The sequence below is a fragment of the Hymenobacter jejuensis genome (genome assembly GCF_006337165.1).
GTDB lineage: Bacteria > Bacteroidota > Bacteroidia > Cytophagales > Hymenobacteraceae > Hymenobacter > Hymenobacter jejuensis.
The window spans coordinates 4,005,084-4,019,069 of record NZ_CP040896.1; the positions used below are offsets into that span (position 1 = coordinate 4,005,084).

12 protein-coding genes are annotated in these 13,986 nt (G+C 58.4%); 3 read left to right on the forward strand and 9 right to left on the reverse strand.

Features of this window, described 5'->3' with window-relative positions; all coding sequences use genetic code 11:
- The 6 genes from FHG12_RS16590 to FHG12_RS21300 form a co-directional block, all read right to left on the reverse strand.
- Nucleotides 1-936: a ring-cleaving dioxygenase gene (locus tag FHG12_RS16590; protein WP_139516789.1), complete on the reverse strand. Its 936-nt coding sequence runs from the start codon at nt 934-936 to the stop codon at nt 1-3.
- Between the two features lie 57 nt (nt 937-993).
- On the reverse strand, nt 994-1,611 hold the full coding sequence (locus FHG12_RS16595) for an alpha/beta hydrolase (RefSeq protein ID WP_139516790.1): 618 nt from the start codon (nt 1,609-1,611) through the stop codon (nt 994-996).
- A gap of 215 nt (nt 1,612-1,826) precedes the next feature.
- Complete coding sequence (locus FHG12_RS16600; protein ID WP_139516791.1) at nt 1,827-3,233, reverse strand: FAD-containing oxidoreductase; 1,407 nt, start codon at nt 3,231-3,233, stop codon at nt 1,827-1,829.
- Nucleotides 3,234-3,578: 345 nt separating this feature from the next.
- Nucleotides 3,579-5,210, reverse strand: a complete 1,632-nt coding sequence (locus FHG12_RS16605) for a Na+/H+ antiporter (RefSeq protein WP_139516792.1) — start codon at nt 5,208-5,210, stop codon at nt 3,579-3,581.
- Between the two features lie 277 nt (nt 5,211-5,487).
- The gene (locus FHG12_RS21295; RefSeq protein WP_262711408.1) at nt 5,488-5,922 is read right to left on the reverse strand and encodes an SDR family oxidoreductase; all 435 of its coding nucleotides are present in this window, start codon (nt 5,920-5,922) and stop codon (nt 5,488-5,490) included.
- Nucleotides 5,870-6,304 carry an SDR family oxidoreductase gene (locus FHG12_RS21300; RefSeq protein WP_262711409.1) on the reverse strand — a complete coding sequence of 145 codons (435 nt, stop codon included), beginning with the start codon at nt 6,302-6,304 and terminating at the stop codon, nt 5,870-5,872. Before FHG12_RS21300 ends, FHG12_RS21295 begins: the two co-directional genes overlap by 53 nt.
- A gap of 470 nt (nt 6,305-6,774) precedes the next feature.
- Between FHG12_RS21300 and FHG12_RS16615 the strand changes: the two genes are divergently transcribed.
- On the forward strand, nt 6,775-8,100 hold the full coding sequence (locus FHG12_RS16615) for a glycoside hydrolase family 28 protein (protein ID WP_139516793.1): 1,326 nt from the start codon (nt 6,775-6,777) through the stop codon (nt 8,098-8,100).
- 163 nt (nt 8,101-8,263) lie between these two features.
- Here the strand turns inward: FHG12_RS16615 and FHG12_RS16620 are convergent, their stop codons facing one another.
- Nucleotides 8,264-10,693 (reverse strand): phosphoketolase family protein, encoded by a 2,430-nt coding sequence (locus FHG12_RS16620; protein WP_139516794.1) that lies wholly within the window; start codon nt 10,691-10,693, stop codon nt 8,264-8,266.
- A gap of 333 nt (nt 10,694-11,026) precedes the next feature.
- On the opposite strand from FHG12_RS16620, the gene FHG12_RS16625 reads away from it, so the two are divergent.
- Complete coding sequence (locus tag FHG12_RS16625; RefSeq protein ID WP_139516795.1) at nt 11,027-12,049, forward strand: 2-hydroxyacid dehydrogenase; 1,023 nt, start codon at nt 11,027-11,029, stop codon at nt 12,047-12,049.
- A gap of 95 nt (nt 12,050-12,144) precedes the next feature.
- Here the strand turns inward: FHG12_RS16625 and FHG12_RS21175 are convergent, their stop codons facing one another.
- The gene (locus tag FHG12_RS21175; protein ID WP_230471164.1) at nt 12,145-12,249 is read right to left on the reverse strand and encodes an ATP-binding protein; all 105 of its coding nucleotides are present in this window, start codon (nt 12,247-12,249) and stop codon (nt 12,145-12,147) included.
- A gap of 206 nt (nt 12,250-12,455) precedes the next feature.
- Nucleotides 12,456-13,172, reverse strand: coding sequence for a ferritin-like domain-containing protein (locus tag FHG12_RS16635; protein ID WP_139516797.1), 717 nt, complete (start codon nt 13,170-13,172; stop codon nt 12,456-12,458).
- Between the two features lie 291 nt (nt 13,173-13,463).
- Here FHG12_RS16635 and FHG12_RS16640 point away from each other — a divergent pair, with 291 nt between their 5' ends.
- Nucleotides 13,464-13,838, forward strand: coding sequence for a Dabb family protein (locus tag FHG12_RS16640; RefSeq protein WP_139516798.1), 375 nt, complete (start codon nt 13,464-13,466; stop codon nt 13,836-13,838).
- Nucleotides 13,839-13,986: the final 148 nt, after the last annotated feature.

The window sequence follows — 13,986 nt, forward strand, 5'->3', positions numbered from 1 at the left end:
CTAGCCGATAGGAGGCAGGCTGGTCTCCAAGCGTGCCCGCAGCCGCTCGTGCTGTTTGGGCAGCATCAGGTGGGTGCCTAACTCGGCCAGCGGCTCGTCCACGGTGAAACCGGGGTTTTCGGTTGCAATTTCAAATAGCACCCCGCCCGGCTCGCGGAAGTATACTGAGTGGAAATAGTCGCGGTCGATTTGGGGCGTGGGTTGTAGGCCCTTCTCAAGCAGCTTGTTGCGGAAGTACAACTCGGCTTCGTCGTCTTTCACCCGGAAGGCAATGTGGTGCACCGAGCCGCCGGCCGTCACGCTACGTGCCTCGCCGGGCACTTCCACCAGATCGATGTAGGCGGCGCCCTGCACTGTATCGGTCGCGTAGCGGTAGCGATTGACGTGCTGTTCTAGCAAAGTATAGCCAAAGACATCTGTCAGAATTTCGGCCGTGGGTTGGATGCTGGCCAGCGTGAGCGTGACGGTATGAAAGCCCTTGGTCGCTACGTCGGCCCCGACGTCGGCCGTGGTCCAGGGCGTGCGCGAGTCAGCAGTTTTCGACTCAATGAGCTCCAGCTTCAGGCCGTCGGGGTCGAGGAAGGTCAGGTAGCGCTCCCCAAATTTCTCACTGGGCTTGTTATAGGTTACGCCGTGCTGCTCGAAGCGCTGCATCCAGAAATCAAAACTGCCGGCTGGCACCGAATAGCCGATTTCGGTGGCCTGCCCGATGCCGCGCCGGCCAGTGGTGATGTGCTCCCAGGGGAAAAACGTGAGGATCGTGCCGGCCGAGCCGGTTTCGTCGCCAAAATAAAAGTGGTAGGTGCCCGGGTCGTCGAAGTTGACGGTCTTCTTCAGGAAGCGCAGCCCGAGCACTTTGGTGTAGAACTTATGGTTGCGCTGGGCATTGCCAGCGATGGCCGTGACGTGGTGCAGGCCCAGAATGCGAGGTTCCATGGGAAAGTAGAAAAAGGAAGTGCAAGGATCAGAGAGTGGTCGCTGGTTGCGAAGTAACTATTTAAATATAAGCGAGTTAGCAACGTCGATTTCTTCCTGCGAAATGGTGTGGCCCATGTGGGGGTAGATCCGCTCGGTGACGGCGCCGCCGAGGCCGGTGAGCAGCTTTGTGGAAGCCCGTACCCGCTCCACCGGCACATGAAAATCCGGGTCGCTGGTACCGATGAAAATAGGAGTACCGGCGAAATCACCGGCGTAACGAGCCGCGTCCAGATGATCGCCGATGAGGCCGCCGGTAAAGGCGACCACGCCGCCGTAGCGGGTGGCGTGGCGGGCCACATATTCCAGCGTGAGGCAGGCACCCTGAGAGAAGCCCAGGAAATAGATGTTTTCCTTACTAATGCCGGCCGCTTCAGCCTCCGCCACGGCGCGGCCCACGGCGGCCAGCGCGTCCGAAAGCCAGGGTTCATTTTGGGCGGGCGGGGCCAGAAACGAGTTGGGGTACCAGGTATTCTGCGTGGCTTGCGGCGCCAGCAGCGCAAACTCCGGCACGTGCACGTGCCGGGCCAGCGAGAGAATGTCGGCGGGGCTGCCACCGCGGCCGTGCAGCAGAATAAGGGCTTTGGTAGCGGTAGCCAAAGGCTGACCGGCCGTGCGAAGAGGTTCTTGGTGCATAAAGCCAATACGAGAAAAACCAAAACAGGAACTCCTGCTTCGGCTCGGCTACTGGTCTAAGCCTAGTAATCGAGTGTTGAGAGTGCGCGGCCGGGCAAGGCGCCGGCCAAATCTATGAAACGTATATCTGCTTTTGTTTTTTTTAGACTATTTTTGTAAGTATCATATAATCAAGTGTTTATAAATTAAAGCAAAGTCCGGCTCCATCTACCAGATCAGGTGCTGGCCGTTGCTTTAAGCTCGGCACGCAACGGTTGCAGCTCGCCGAACACCGTCGGGATCAGCTCCGAAACCGTGGGGTGAATAAACATGTTGCTGCGCATGAAGGTGGCAGTTTGGCGGGCGTACATGGCCGTGATGATGCAATGGATGGCTTCGTCGCCCCCTACGCCCACAATGCTGGCCCCCAAAATCTGGTCGGTTTCGGCGTGCACCAGCACCTTCATAAAGCCCTGAGTTTCGCCTTTTTCTACGGCCCGGCCCACTTTCGTCATGGGTCGCTTGCCTACCAAAGCCGGTGTGCCCGCGGCCCGCACCTCGGCTTCCGTCAGGCCGACTTTGGCGAAGGGTGGGTCGAGGTAAATGGCCGAAACCGGCAGCCGGTCGCTGACGCGCCGCTGACCGCCATCGAGCAGGTTGGCGGCCACAATCTCGAAGTCGTTGTAGGCGGTGTGCGTAAACGCCCCGCGCCCGTTGCAGTCGCCGAGCGCCCATATGCCCGGCGTGGCCGTTTGCAACGCCTCATCCACTGTGAGGTAGCCGTGGGCATCGGCCAGGAGCCCTGCTTTTTCGAGGTCTAAATCATCGGTATTGGGCAGGCGGCCCATGGCCAGCAGCAGGTGCGAACCGTGGCTCGGCGACGAATCTGCTTCGCAGCTGACGTGCACCACGGGCCGCCCATTTTCCTGCCCCAAGCTAATGCACTCGGCCCCAAGCCGCAGTGTAATGCCCTCATTGGTAAGAATATCGGCCACGGCAGCGGCTACGTCGTCGTCGTCGTGGGGGAGCAGGCGCGCGTTGCGCTCCACGAGGGTAACCTGCGAGCCCAGCCGCCGAAACAGCTGCGCAAACTCCAGTCCCACAGCCCCCGCGCCCACGATAAGCAGGTGGGCCGGCAATTCTTCCAAGGCCAATAGTGTGCTGCTGGTCAGGTACGGAACTTGCTCGATGCCCGGCAGCGCCGGCTTGACAGGGCGCCCGCCCACGTTGAGAAAAATGTGTCGGGCTTCCAGCACCTCGTCGCCCACCCGCATCGCCGTCGGCGACACAAATCGGGCCGTACCCCGAAAAAGCGTGCAGCCGGGCATTTGCTTTAGCCAGTTTTCCAAGCCGGTGCGCGACGCTGCTACAATGCGGTCCGTGCGGGCTTTTACCTGGGCCAGGTCGGCCGTGACTTCTCCTACTGGTGCCAAACCGTAGTGCGCTGCCTGGCGCAATGTATGCGCGGCTTTCGCACTGGCAACCATGGCTTTGGTGGGGGTGCAACCCGTATTGACGCAGGTGCCGCCGTAGTTTTTGCGCTCTACAAGGGCGACCTTCCAACCAGCTGCCGTGAGCCGACCGGCCAGCGATGGGCCAGCTTGTCCTGCCCCAATAATCAACGCATCAAAAGAGTGATTCATAAGCGAGCCGTGACCAGAGGTGAAGGCAAAACGACAAAAGGCTACACTGTTTACTTAACTTATTGATTTTCTGAAAATTATGAGCGGAATAGTTCGCGCCAAACCCGTTAAATGCAGTCGCCCAAGAACAAGATGATTCCGGTAAGCCATTGTATTACAAATTTGCCAAAAATTGGCGCTTAGTAAAGCACAGGCTTGAAGCTTACTGCGGGACCGAGCTCGTTTCCATACGCATAAGCTAGACGGTGTCGGCTTTGGGCCGATATTTAGCTGATAAATCCCCGTTGGTGCTCGTAGAGAGGCATCGTCAGCCGTACATGGGCTTAGTGGTAGCTTGTGGCGCGATCAAGGCGAAGCCTGCTCGGGATCGGCGGGTTGCAGCTGCTTTTCGCGCAGCTTGTATTCTTCCAGGTCGAGGACGGTCAGGTATTTTCGAATGATTTCCTCGTCGAAATCCTCCCGCCGGTTCATCTGCTGCAACAAGATCCGTTGCTGCTCCAATACTTCCAGATAAAGCTGCTGGAAGTGTTGAAGCGTGTTGAGCTGCGTGCTGCCAGCGCTAGCCAAGGCCCGCGAGAAAAACGCCGTATCCAGCTGCAACCGCGCCCGCATATTGTGCAGGTATTCGTTCGGAGAGCCGTTGTGGGGGCTCCGGTTTGCCAGGTGACGCAGGGCTTGCTCAGCCAGCTTTTGCTGAATCAGCAGCTCTTGTTGCTCTGCCGGGATGGGGGCAAATTTGTCCTCCAGGCGCATTTTGCGAATCAGCCAGGGCAGCGTCAGGCCCTGAAACACCAGCGTGACGAGGATGACCACGAAGGTGATAAACAGAATCAGGTTGCGGTAGGGGAAGGGCTGCCCCGCCGGGGTCAGCAGCGGAATGGACAGCGCCGCCGCCAGTGACACCACCCCGCGCATGCCCGCCCAGCCCGAAACGAGCGGCAGCTTCCAGCCGGGGTTGGCGTCGGCCACGGTGATGAAGTGGCTGGCCAGCCGAGTGAACAGGGAAGCGCCAAATGAGCACAGCAGCCGGGCCACGATCAGGGCCAGCGAGATGAGCAAGCCGTAGCCGATGGCCGTGCCCAAACTGGTGTCGCCGAGTTGCTGAACAATGTGTGGCAGCTGCAGGCCGATGAGCAGAAAAATCAATCCGTTGAAGACAAAGCTCAGCACCGTCCACACGTTCACGCCTTCGATGCGACTGCGGTAGGTGAGCATGGTGTTGCGCTTGCTAGAGAGCAGCAACCCGCCGCTGACCACGGCCAGCACGCCGGAATAGTGGAAATATTCGGCCGCGTAGTACATGCAGTAGGGCGTCACCAGCGTCAGCACCGTATCAATGCTGGGCGTGGTGGGCAGCTTGCGGTGGAGGGTGTAAAACACCAGGCCCACCGCCACGCCGATAAGCGTGCCGAGCACGATGACCAGGAAAAAACTGCCCGCCGCTTGGCCGAAGGAAAATTGGCCGGTCAGCACGGCCGCCAACGCAAACCGGAACACAATCAGGGAGGAGGCGTCATTGAGCAGGCTTTCGCCCTCAATCACGCTGAGCAGCACCTTCGGCACTTTCACCTGCCGCATGATGGTGGTGGCCGAAATGGCATCGGGCGGCGAAACGATGCCGCCCAGCAAAAAACCCAGTGCCAGCGTAAACCCCGGAATCAGGGCGTGGGACACCACCGCCACCACACAAGCGGTGAGAATGACAATGGGAAAGGCAAAGCTGGTAATGACACGCCGCCATTTCCAAAACTCCTTCCACGACACCTGCCAGGCCGCTTCGTAGAGCAGCGGCGGCAGGAAAATCAGGAACACGATTTCCGGCTTAATTTCCAGGTTAGTGAACAGGCCTGTGAAGCTGAGCGCCAGCCCGCCCAGCACCAGCACAATAGGGTAGGCCAGTCGCAGCTTCTGGGCCAGCATGACCAGCGCCAGGATGATTAAGACCAGAAAGACGAGTTCGGAGAACAGGCTTTGCATACGGAAGAAGCCAAAGGGAAACAACGAAAGCCCAGGTCTGGGCTTTCAAGGTAAAGCTCTTCACGTTAAATGCCGATGAATGGTTAGGAGACAGCCTTAGCAGGTGGCCGTCGCAGACCTTCAACCCAACAAAGCCGGTGCTAGGACCTGGGTTTGTTGATGCCCAGGCTCTACCGGGCATATTACGCGGGCGACTCGATAATCTGGGTGATGAACGTGGCCAGGCTTTATATAATTGATTATCAGTATACTAATGACTGAAAGCCTTACGTAGTTTTTACTCTTGTGCCAGTTCTCCGAACCAATAGGCTGCTGTGACGCCGCCATCCATCAGGAAGTCGCTGCCAGTGATCAAGGCGCCGTCGGGGCCCATTAGCAGGGCTCCCACGGTGCCCACCTCGTCGGGGGTGCCGGCGCGGCCAGCCGCCGATACCTCCAGCATGCGCCGGTAGCCCGCGCCGCGTGGGCCCTTTAGCTCGTCGTTAGCCAGGGGTGTGATGATAATGCCGGGGCTGATGGTGTTGACCCGGGCGCCGCGCTTGCCCCAGCGGACGGCCTCAGCCATTACCCGCAACGAGTTGCCGCGCTTCGAAAGCTGGTAGGCGCGAAGGGAATCCTTGATTTGCTCAGCCTGTAGCGGAGGCAGTGCGAGAAGCTCTTCAACCGGAGTCGTGGCGAGAGCCTTGTCTTGCTTGGCCGTCAGCGCCGGCAAGCGGTGCCCCGACTGCGAAGCCTATGCCTGTGCCCCCTCGGGTCATGACGTTGCCAAATTCTTCCAAAACCAGCGCCGTGCCGTACAGATCGACTTTGAGGATAATTTCCGGCGAGGCTTGGGACGGGGATACCCCAGCGGCGTGAATTAGTCCGGAGACCTGGCTCAAGGCGGTGGTCTGCTCCACCAGCGCGTGCACCGAAGCCCGCGAGGATACGTCGACGGTCGTCGTGGTCACCTCGAAACCGGCGTCGGTCAGCGTTTTGGCCGCTGCATTTTCCGGGCGCAAATCTGCCAGCAACACATGTTTGCCCGCACTCACCCGGCGGGCAATGGCCTGGCCGATCGAACCGGCCCCGATGACAACGATGACGTCCTGCATGGTATCTCTTAGATGGGTATGGTTACACGTTATATTCTGCCTCATTTAGCGGCCGGTGAGTTGCTCTAGATGTCTAAAAGCCAGTAAGGCGTAAAGGATACTGCGGGTTTTTGACCTGTAGTGCCACGGGCAGGCCGTAGCAATGGGCGGGGCAAAGGTCGGTCAGCCATGTTTCACTGAATAAAAGGAATCAAACCATTGCTTATAAAAATCAAACAAGTGTTGGCCGCCTTTGCCCTTGCCACGGCCGTTGGGAAAAAGACTCGGAAATACATCCCACAACGGTTGCAGAACGCTTCGCCTGTATACTCACGCACAGTGCCGCCGGTTAGGAATTCGTCAGCCCCGACGCTCAGCCTGATATGGCAGGAGTGGAGTTCCGTACGCTTACGCACCGCGATCAGGTAACTACAGAACGGTACGCTCGCCGTAAACTCGCTTCTTTACACACTTCATCTTTATTCCGCCCCATGAAAGCTCTTCTTGCGCTGCTCCCTGTTGGCCTAACCGCATTTCTCCTGCGTTTCCCTGCCGCAATTCCTCCGCAGAAAGAAGCCGCCCCTAGAGACTATGTTATCACCCAATTTGGGGCGAGCACCGATAGCACTACGCTGAATACGGAAGCCATTCAGCGTGCCATCGACAAAGCGAACGCCGATGGCGGAGGCACGGTGGTAATTCCTAAAGGCGTATTTCTGAGCGGAGCGCTGTTTTTCAAACCCCGTACGCAGTTGCGGTTGCAGGAAGGCGCCAAGCTCAAAGGCTCCGACAACATTGGCGACTACCCTCTGGTGCCGTCGCGGATGGAGGGCCAAAAGCTGGACTATTACGCGGCGCTCGTCAATGCTTATCAGGTGAATGGCTTTCGGGTGACGGGCCCCGGCACCATCGACGGCAACGGGCTGCGGTTCTGGAAAAGCTTTTGGGCCCACCGCGACTCCATGCAGAAAGTCGGCAAATCGTCCACTAATCTAGAGGTGCACCGGCCCCGGCTGCTCTTTATCTGGGGCTGCGACAACGTGACCATCGAGAAGGTGAAGCTGCACAATGCAGGCTTCTGGACCACGCACTTGTACCAGTGCAACAACGTGCTGCTAGAGGGCTGTGACATTCGTTCGCCCTTCCGGCCCGTGAAAGCCCCCAGCACCGACGCCGTGGACATCGACGTGTGTAAGAAAGTGACCATACGCAATTGCTACATCTCCGTCAACGACGACGGCATCGTCATGAAAGGTGGCAAAGGACCCAACGCCCAACAGCTTCCGGAGAACGGCCCGGTCGAGGACATTCTGGTGGAGAACTGCACGTTTGGGGAAGTGCACGCGGCCATCACCTGCGGCAGCGAGTGCATTCACGCCAACCGCATCACGGTGCGCAATTGCAAGGTCGACAACGACCGGCCGCTGCTGCTCTTCAAGATGCGCCCCGATACCTATCAGCTCTACGAAAACATTACCGTTGAAAACGTGACCGGCCGTTGCGGCACCATCGTCACGCTCTCGCCCTGGACGCAGTTTTTCAACCTGGCGGGCAGCACGGAAAAACCCTTTGGCACCATCCGCAACATCACCATTTCCAAGGTCAAGGTGAACTGCAAGCAGTTTGCGGTTCTGGATGGCAACCCAACCGATAAGGTGTCGAACATCACCTTTAAGAATGTGCAGGCCACGGCCGAAACGGCCGCTTTTCCGAATAAGTATCCCGACGTGAAATTCACCAACGTTACCCTCAACGGGGCACCCCTCAAGGCTGCAAAAGGAGAGGGCCCGGCGGTGAACCCCTTAAAGCCTGATTAGCCAGGCGTGATACAAAAACGGGTACCTTTTCTGCTTTGCTGCCAAGCCGTTCTTAGGGGAACTTCCTGCTGACGACAAGTAAAGCCCTTTATATAAGTAATTGATTATCAATTACTTGTATAAAGGGCTTTTTAACTGAGCCAGTAGAATGGTTTGTATGGGGTTAATCAACACTTACGCCGCGATTCGCAGTCGGCCATTGCCAGTTCTGAATCTCGGGCATGTCGATGCCGTGGCGAGTGATGTAGAGCTTGTGCGCCACGAGCTTGTCTTTGAGCAGCTGCTTGAGGTAGGCGCCGCGGTTGCCCAGCTGCGGTACCCGGTCGAGCACGTCCATCACTAGGTGAAAGCGGTCTAGCTCGTTGAGCACGGTCATGTCGAACGCAGTCGTGATGGTGCCTTCTTCCTTGTAGCCGCGCACGTGCATGTGCTGGTTGTTGGCGCGGTTGTAGGTGAGGCGGTGCACCAGCCAGGGGTAGCCGTGGAAGGCGAAAATCACGGGCTTGTCGCGCGTAAACAGGGCGTCGTAGTCGGCATCGGGCAAGCCGTGCGGGTGCTCGGTGCTGCGCTGAAGCTTGAGCAGATCCACCACGTTAACGACCCGGATTTTCAACTCCGGCAAATGCTCGCGCAGGATGGAAACAGCCGCCAGGGTTTCCAGCGTCGGTACGTCGCCGCAGCAGGCCATCACGGCGTCCGGCTCGTAGCCCTGATCGTTGCTGGCCCAGGGCCAGAGGCCGATGCCTTCGGTGCAATGTTTCTGGGCCGCGTCCATGTTCAGCCACTGCGGGGCCGGGTGCTTGGCAGCCACGATGACGTTGACGTAGTGGCGGCTGCGCAGGCAGTGATCCATTACAGAAAGCAGGCAATTGGCATCGGGCGGCAAATACACCCGCACGATGCTTGCTTTTTTGTTCACCACGTGGTCCATGAATCCCGGGTCTTGGTGAGTAAAGCCGTTGTGGTCCTGCCGCCAGACAGTAGATGTAAGCAGGTAGTTGAGCGAAGCAATGTTGCGCCGCCACGGAATTTCTAACGTCGATTTCAGCCACTTAGCATGCTGATTAAACATCGAATCGACGAGGTGAATAAAGGCCTCGTAGCTGTTGAAGAGCCCATGCCGGCCGGTGAGCAAATAGCCTTCGAGCCAGCCTTCGCACTGGTGCTCACTCAGCATTTCCAACACTGCGCCCGATGGCGCCAGAAACTCGTCGTTCTCAGTCGTTTCGGCGCCCCACTGCCGGTTAGTGGCTTCAAAGACCGCTTCCAGCTTGTTGGAAGCGGTTTCGTCGGGGCCAAAAATCCGGAAGTTGCGCGGCGCAGAGTTCAGCTTGATGACGTCGCGCAGAAACCGGCCGACCACCTGCGTATCGCTGGCCTGTGTGGCGCCGGGCACAGGTACGGGCACCGCGTAATCGCAAAAGTCGGGCAGGTGCAGGGCGCGCAGCAGTAGGCCGCCGTTGGTGTGGGGGTTGGCGCCCATGCGCCGGTTGCCTTGCGGAGCTAGGGCTGCTATTTCCGGAAGCAGCCGGCCCTCGGCGTCGAACAATTCCTCCGGCTTATAGCTTCGGAGCCACGCCTCCAGCTGCGCCAAATGCTCGGGCGGTGTGCCGGCCGACACCGCCAACGGCACTTGGTGGGCCCGAAACGTGCCTTCGTTGGGCCGGCCATCAACGAGCTTGGGGCCCGTCCAGCCTTTGGGGGATTTCAGCACGATGACCGGCCAGCGGGGACGGGTAAGGTCGCCATGCTCGCGGGCATTTTGCTGAATGGCTTGAATATCGGCCACTGCCTGGTCGAGCGTGGCAGCCATCTGCTGGTGCATCTGCGTGGGCTCGTCGCCTTCCACGTAGTAGGGCGTCCAGCCGTAGCCGCGCAGCAGCTGATCGAGCTCTTCGGGGGTGATGCGGGCCAGCACCGTGGGGTTGGAAATCTTGTAGCCGTTTAAGTGCAGAATGGGCAGCACTGCCCCGTCAGTGGCGGGGTTCAGAAACTTATTGGAATGCCAAGCCGTGGCCAGCGGGCCGGTTTCGGCCTCGCCGTCGCCTACGACGCAGGCCACGACTAAGTCAGGATTGTCGAACACAGCCCCGAAGGCGTGACTGAGTGAATAGCCCAACTCCCCGCCCTCGTGCAGGGAGCCCGGCGTTTGGGGCCCCACGTGGCTGGAAATGCCGCCCGGAAACGAAAATTGCCGAAACAGCTTACGCAACCCCGCTTCGTCCGGGCTGATTTCGGGGTACACCTCGCTGTACGTGCCTTCTAGGTAGGTGTTTGCCACTACCGCCGGCCCCCCATGACCGGGGCCACAGACGTACAGCATGTTCAGGTCGTACTGTTTGATGACCCGGTTGAGGTGGGCATAGATGAAGTTCTGTCCTGGCGTGGTGCCCCAGTGCCCGAGCAGTAGGTTCTTGACGTGTGTCAGCGACAAGGGTTCGCGCAGTAAAGGATTGTCGTACAGATACATCTGCCCCACCGACAAGTAGTTGGCTGCCCGCCAGTAGGCATCAATAAGCCGCAGGGCTCCCGGGGTTAGCGGAGCTTCCTGAACGGGTACCAGGGGAGACGGAAGGCGAAGAGTGGTTTCCATAGTAAACAGGGAATTTAGATACTCTTTAGACCGGTGAGTTCCGGCAATAGGGCGGTTCAGCTGCTTCTCACAGCATGAGCTAGTACCGCCCGGCGCCGCAATGCTCGCGGCGGTGGCAATCAAGTACGGGCAAAGAACCGGCCCTCGGCTCACCGACAATATGCGCAACGTCGCTCCGGCACATGATTCTTCTCATGTGGCCAGCCGGAATTATCGCGTAACCTTGTAGCGCCGTTCGCCTGCCCAGTCGCCTGCTCATCAGCAACAAGGGACTGAGGTCGTTTTCCGGTCGGCCGCTCAGCGCATCCTGAGCTTATTCAGCCTCCAATTCTTATGAATGTTACCGTTTTTAGCGCTTATCCCTTTGAGCGCCCGTACCTCGTGGCGGCTGCGCATCAACAATATAGCATGAACTTCCTGAACGAGGCGCTGAATCTGGAAACGGCGGAGCAGGCCGCCGGCAGCATGGCCGTGGCCGTTTTTGTCAACGACGATGCTTCCGCACCGGTCTTAGAGCGATTGTGGGCACTAGGAGTACGCTACTTGCTGGTGCGCTCAGCCGGCCACGACAACGTTGACCTGCCCACCGCCCACCGCTTGGGGCTGCGTGTGGCCACCGTGCCTCACTACTCGCCCTTCGCCATTGCCGAGCACGCCCTGGCCCTGATGCTGGCCCTCAACCGCCACTTGCGCCAAGCGGATGCGCAGGTCCGCCGCGCCGATTTCCGCTTGGACAACCTCGTCGGCTTCGATCTGCATGGCAAAACAGTGGGCATTATTGGGTGCGGCACCATCGGCGGCACGCTGGCGCGGCTGCTGCACGGCTTCGGGTGCCGCCTGCTGGGCTACGATGTGCAGCCCGACGAGGAACTGACCGGGCGCTATGACTTGGAATATGTGTCCCTGGATGCGCTCTGCCAGCAAGCCGACGTAGTCTCCGTGCATGCCCCACTCACGCCGGCCTCCCGTCACTTGCTCGATGCTCGCCAGCTGGCCAAAATGAAACCGGGGGCCATGCTCATCAACACCAGCCGCGGAGCCCTGCTTGACACGGTGGCAGCCCTAGCGGCGCTGGAATCGGGGCACCTAGGCTACTTGGGCCTCGACGTGTACGAATACGAGAAGGGCCTGTTCTTCAACGACCATTCCGCGCAACCACTTCAGGATGAACTGCTACGCCAGCTTTTGGCCTACCCAAATGTGCTGATAACCGGCCACCAAGGCTTTCTGACCCGCGACGCTCTCACCAATATTGCGGCCACATCCCTGGAAAGCTTGGAGTGCTGGCTCACCGGGCAACCTGCGCCGAATGAGTTGCTGCTTGCCCCCCCAGCGACCGCAGAACTGGCGGCGTAGAACACCCGCCGCACCTACCGAGCGGCATTGGTCTTGAAAGCTGCAGTAGCCGGCTAGGATGCACCCCGACAAAGACCATAGTACAAGTGGCCCAGTTAAGGCAACTCAACGAAAAAGGTGGTGCCGGCCTGCTCGCGGCTTTCCAGCCAGATATGGCCGCCGTGCAATTCCACAATTTGCCTGGCGATGAAGAGGCCCAAGCCTGTAGTGGGAATAGGAAAACACAGCGCATTGGGTAAGAAAAGGTGAAGAGTGATTTTGGATTACTGCCTCATTCAGAGATAGTTGTCTATGCTAATGCTTCCCTGCAAAGTCGATGTCACCAACCTCGCCAACGAAGCAGCCCCGCTGGGGTGATTCTAAAGGAATCACCCCAGCGGGGCTGCAACTACAAAGCAAGTAGGGCCTATTGCTGGTCTTGCATTTTTTGCAGCTTTTTGTACGCTTTCTGTGACTGCGTGTACTGACGTTCCACCTCCAAGCGCAGGGCACCGGTGAGGCTCTGGTCGGCGAGGGCGTCTTCGTAGGCTTTCAGTGCCCACTCTTCGCCGTAGATATTGGAGCCGAGGATGGACTTTTCGTCGCTGCCCGTGAGAGCCGCTTTGGTGTCCATCCAGCCGCGATACAGCTTGCCTTTCACGGTCGTGGACGTTTCGCGGTCTTCGCCCTGCTGGCGCAGGTGGGCGTTGAGCTCATTGGCAAACTGCTGGCTTTGGCTGACCAACTGTTTGTAGTAGCCTTGCCGCTCGGGGTCTTGGCTTTCCTTCACGGCCCGCTCGTAGCCTTCGATCCGATCGTTGACGAAGTGCAACAATTCGTGCAGTGTATCAACTGATTCCTTGGTCGAGCCCTCTGGTGCAGCCACGCTGCGACTGCCGGCGCTTGCGCTACCACCACTGCGTAATAGGTAGCCCACACCCAACGCCACCAAGGCGCCCCCAACTACTTTTTGGGTAGTACTCAACTTGTTAAGGCCACCTAATAACCCCGACATGCTGCTTTTGCTGAGCCAGTTCGTCGCTTGGTCGGCTAACGAGCCGCCAGTTTCGGGAGCGTGCGAAGCGGAACGGGAAGAAGTATTGGAAGCATCACTTGCTTGGGAGAATTGCTTGGATTGACTCATGATTTACTAAAGTGAGATGGTATATCTCCTGTAGCGTACGCGAGTCGTTGTCAGGAAGTTGGAAGAAAAGGACCTGCTAATTGGGAGCCAGAAAATACTGTTGAGCACTCTCTATGCCAAATAAGAGGCCGAATTCGGACGCGGGCCATGCACAGCGGAAAACAGCCGTGGTAGCACTCTACGGTAAGGCATCTACCCGCATCATCGCTTAGCCTTCTCGCCTCGTCTCTTCAATCCTGATTTATTTCGCTCATATTGTTCCTGAATCATTTTTCAGATTATCCTGAGCTCATGACTGCGCCCTCTCCCCAAGACCTCTTCGTGCACCACGTGTTGTTTTATGCCCCCGCGAATGCCAGCGAAGCCGATAAAGCCAAACTACTGGAAGGACTGCATATCCTAAGGGGCGTTCCCTCAATCCAACTGTCACATATTGGCACGCCAGCCGCGACCCACCGCGATGTAATTGAGCGCACGTACACCTACTCGTGGCTGTGCTTCTTCGCCAGTGCTCAGGATGAGGAAAGCTACCAGACGCACCCCCTGCACGACGAGTTTCGCACGACCTACGCGCCCTATTGGGAGAAAGTCGTCATCTACGACGCGATTGGGCCAACCTACGGCAGTAAGCCGGCACAGCAGGTAGGTGATGTCGAAGGTAGGTAACGCCTTTCAAATGAGAGCTAGTTGAAGCCAAGGCTGCGTGCGGAAATATCTTTAGGTAGCAAGGACTTCCATGGCACAAGAAAAAACGGGTTGCGCTTCAAATCTCGCGCTTCTGCAGCCTTTTGCGTCTACATCGTTCGTTCCTACA

Bases quoted from the DNA above. Each gene is read 5' to 3' on its own strand.
- FHG12_RS16590 (WP_139516789.1), bottom strand. From the start codon at position 936: ATGGAACCTCGCATTCTGGGCCTGCACCACGTCACGGCCATCGCTGGC.
- FHG12_RS16595 (WP_139516790.1), bottom strand. From the start codon at position 1,611: ATGCACCAAGAACCTCTTCGCACGGCCGGTCAGCCTTTGGCTACCGCT.
- FHG12_RS16600 (WP_139516791.1), bottom strand. From the start codon at position 3,233: ATGAATCACTCTTTTGATGCGTTGATTATTGGGGCAGGACAAGCTGGC.
- FHG12_RS16605 (WP_139516792.1), bottom strand. From the start codon at position 5,210: ATGCAAAGCCTGTTCTCCGAACTCGTCTTTCTGGTCTTAATCATCCTG.
- FHG12_RS21300 (WP_262711409.1), bottom strand. From the start codon at position 6,304: ATGCAGGACGTCATCGTTGTCATCGGGGCCGGTTCGATCGGCCAGGCC.
- FHG12_RS16615 (WP_139516793.1), top strand. From the start codon at position 6,775: ATGAAAGCTCTTCTTGCGCTGCTCCCTGTTGGCCTAACCGCATTTCTC.
- FHG12_RS16620 (WP_139516794.1), bottom strand. From the start codon at position 10,693: ATGGAAACCACTCTTCGCCTTCCGTCTCCCCTGGTACCCGTTCAGGAA.
- FHG12_RS16625 (WP_139516795.1), top strand. From the start codon at position 11,027: ATGAATGTTACCGTTTTTAGCGCTTATCCCTTTGAGCGCCCGTACCTC.
- FHG12_RS16635 (WP_139516797.1), bottom strand. From the start codon at position 13,172: ATGAGTCAATCCAAGCAATTCTCCCAAGCAAGTGATGCTTCCAATACT.
- FHG12_RS16640 (WP_139516798.1), top strand. From the start codon at position 13,464: ATGACTGCGCCCTCTCCCCAAGACCTCTTCGTGCACCACGTGTTGTTT.